The 3,541-nt window shown below is 52.2% G+C and carries 2 tRNA genes and 2 rRNA genes; all 4 read left to right on the plus strand.

The features are described from left to right. Positions 1-2,922 (plus strand): 23S ribosomal RNA (locus tag C4B60_RS21200); the annotation flags it as partial. A gap of 254 nt (positions 2,923-3,176) precedes the next feature. Continuing rightward, positions 3,177-3,292 (plus strand): 5S ribosomal RNA (gene rrf, locus C4B60_RS21205). Positions 3,293-3,298: 6 nt separating this feature from the next. Further along, positions 3,299-3,373, plus strand: a tRNA-Asn gene (locus C4B60_RS21210). A 1-nt stretch (position 3,374) separates the two neighbouring features. Continuing rightward, positions 3,375-3,466 (plus strand) — tRNA-Ser (locus tag C4B60_RS21215). Positions 3,467-3,541: the final 75 nt, after the last annotated feature.

Here is a 3,541-nt window from a genome sequence, read left to right on the forward strand (position 1 = left end):
AAGGGCGCACGGTGGATGCCTTGGCACTAGGAGCCGATGAAGGACGGTACTAACACCGATATGCTTCGGGGAGCTGTAAGTAAGCTGTGATCCGAAGATTTCCGAATGGGGGAACCCCGTATCCGTAATGGGATATGATCTTCCGCTGAATACATAAGCGGTTGAAGGCAGACCCAGGGAACTGAAACATCTAAGTACCTGGAGGAAGAGAAAGCAAATGCGATTCCCTGAGTAGCGGCGAGCGAAACGGGATCAGCCCAAACCAAGAGGCTTGCCTCTTGGGGTTGTAGGACACTCTATACGGAGTTACAAAGGACGTAGTTAGACGAAGCGGTCTGGAAAGGCCCATCAGAGAAGGTAACAATCCTGTAGTCGAAAGCTATGTCCCTCCAGAGTGGATCCTGAGTACGGCGGAACACGTGAAATTCCGTCGGAATCCGGGAGGACCATCTCCCAAGGCTAAATACTCCCTAGTGACCGATAGTGAACCAGTACCGTGAGGGAAAGGTGAAAAGCACCCCGGAAGGGGAGTGAAATAGATCCTGAAACCGTGTGCCTACAAGTAGTCAGAGCCCATTTACGGGTGATGGCGTGCCTTTTGTAGAATGAACCGGCGAGTTACGATTTGATGCAAGGTTAAGCTGATAAGGCGGAGCCGCAGCGAAAGCGAGTCTGAATAGGGCGAATGAGTATCAGGTTGTAGACCCGAAACCAGGTGATCTACCCATGTCCAGGGTGAAGGTGAGGTAACACTCACTGGAGGCCCGAACCCACGCACGTTGAAAAGTGCGGGGATGAGGTGTGGGTAGCGGAGAAATTCCAATCGAACCTGGAGATAGCTGGTTCTCTCCGAAATAGCTTTAGGGCTAGCCTCATGTAGTAAGAGTCTTGGAGGTAGAGCACTGTTTGGACTAGGGGCCCCCAACGGGTTACCGAATTCAGACAAACTCCGAATGCCAAAGACTTATCCATGGGAGTCAGACTGCGAGTGATAAGATCCGTAGTCGAAAGGGAAACAGCCCAGACCACCAGCTAAGGTCCCCAAGTAATCGTTAAGTGGAAAAGGATGTGGGGTTGCTTAGACAACCAGGATGTTGGCTTAGAAGCAGCCACCATTTAAAGAGTGCGTAATAGCTCACTGGTCGAGTGACCCTGCGCCGAAAATGTACCGGGGCTAAACGATTCACCGAAGCTGTGGATGACATCTCTTCTGAGATGTCGTGGTAGGAGAGCGTTCTAAGCGCTGTGAAGTCAGACCGGAAGGACTGGTGGAGCACTTAGAAGTGAGAATGCCGGTATGAGTAGCGAAAGAAGAGTGAGAATCTCTTCCACCGAATGCCCAAGGTTTCCTGAGGAAGGCTCGTCCGCTCAGGGTTAGTCGGGACCTAAGCCGAGGCCGATAGGCGTAGGCGATGGACAACAGGTTGATATTCCTGTACCACCAACGCATCATTTGAGTGATGGGGGGACGCAGGAGGATAGGAGAGCGCACTGTTGGATATGTGCGTTTAAGCAGTTAGGCAGGAAACGAGGCAAATCCCGTTTCCGTGTAAGCGGAGCTGTGATGACGAGGGAACTTTAGTACCGAAGTCTTTGATTCCACACTGCCAAGAAAAGCCTCTAGCGAGATGTAAGGTGCCCGTACCGCAAACCGACACAGGTAGGCGAGGAGAGAATCCTAAGGTGAGCGAGTGAACTCTCGTTAAGGAACTCGGCAAAATGACCCCGTAACTTCGGGAGAAGGGGTGCTCTGGTAGGGTGCAAGCCCGAGAGAGCCGCAGTGAATAGGCCCAGGCGACTGTTTAGCAAAAACACAGGTCTCTGCGAAACCGTAAGGTGAAGTATAGGGGCTGACACCTGCCCGGTGCTGGAAGGTTAAGAGGAGTGCTTAGCGCAAGCGAAGGTACGAATTGAAGCCCCAGTAAACGGCGGCCGTAACTATAACGGTCCTAAGGTAGCGAAATTCCTTGTCGGGTAAGTTCCGACCCGCACGAAAGGTGTAACGATCTGGGCACTGTCTCAACGAGAGACTCGGTGAAATTATAGTACCTGTGAAGATGCAGGTTACCCGCGACAGGACGGAAAGACCCCGTGGAGCTTTACTGTAGCCTGATATTGAATTTTGGCACAGCTTGTACAGGATAGGTAGGAGCCTTTGAAACCGGAGCGCCAGCTTCGGTGGAGGCATTGGTGGGATACTACCCTGGCTGTGTTGAACTTCTAACCCTCACCCGTGATCCGGGTGGGAGACAGTGTCAGGCGGGCAGTTTGACTGGGGCGGTCGCCTCCTAAAGAGTAACGGAGGCGCCCAAAGGTTCCCTCAGAATGGTTGGAAATCATTCGAAGAGTGTAAAGGCATAAGGGAGCTTGACTGCGAGACCTACAAGTCGAGCAGGGTCGAAAGACGGGCTTAGTGATCCGGTGGTTCCGCATGGAAGGGCCATCGCTCAACGGATAAAAGCTACCCCGGGGATAACAGGCTTATCTCCCCCAAGAGTCCACATCGACGGGGAGGTTTGGCACCTCGATGTCGGCTCATCGCATCCTGGGGCTGTAGTCGGTCCCAAGGGTTGGGCTGTTCGCCCATTAAAGCGGTACGCGAGCTGGGTTCAGAACGTCGTGAGACAGTTCGGTCCCTATCCGTCGTGGGCGCAGGAAATTTGAGAGGAGCTGTCCTTAGTACGAGAGGACCGGGATGGACGCACCGCTGGTGTACCAGTTGTCAAGCCATTGGCATCGCTGGGTAGCTATGTGCGGACGGGATAAGTGCTGAAAGCATCTAAGCATGAAGCCCCCCTCAAGATGAGATTTCCCACACGCAAGTGGTAAGATCCCTGAAAGATGATCAGGTAGATAGGTTCGAGGTGGAAGCATGGCGACATGTGCAGCTGACGAATACTAATCGATCGAGGACTTAACCTATATGAAAAGGTGAAGGCGACTGTTCAGCTTTGAGAGGCGTTGGAAGCTTGACTGAAGTGACGCTCTTTGTCACAGCAGGCAAGGTGAAACGACCGAAAAGCTAGGAGCCGAAACTGGATTCAATGGTGATTACTCGATGTTGCGGAGTTTGTTTGTGTCTTATCCAGTTTTGAAGGAATGAAAAAATATAAATTCCTTATTGATATCTCTTGTACATATGATATAATATTACTTGTCGCAAAGAGAACAAAATGTCTAGTGATGATAGCGAAGAGGTCACACCCGTTCCCATGCCGAACACGGAAGTTAAGCTCTTCAGCGCCGATGGTAGTTGGGGGTCTCCCCCTGTGAGAGTAGGACGTCGCTAGGCTGATTTTCCACAGTAGCTCAGTGGTAGAGCTATCGGCTGTTAACCGATCGGTCGTAGGTTCGAGTCCTACCTGTGGAGCCATGGAGAGCTGTCCGAGAGGTCGAAGGAGCACGATTGGAAATCGTGTAGGCGGCTACCGCTGTCTCAAGGGTTCGAATCCCTTGCTCTCCGCCATATAACGTTTTAAAGGCCCGTTGGTCAAGCGGTTAAGACACCGCCCTTTCACGGCGGTAACACGGGTTCGAATCC

It is taken from the genome of Jeotgalibacillus proteolyticus, assembly GCF_002926065.1.
Classification (GTDB): domain Bacteria; phylum Bacillota; class Bacilli; order Bacillales; family Jeotgalibacillaceae; genus Jeotgalibacillus; species Jeotgalibacillus proteolyticus.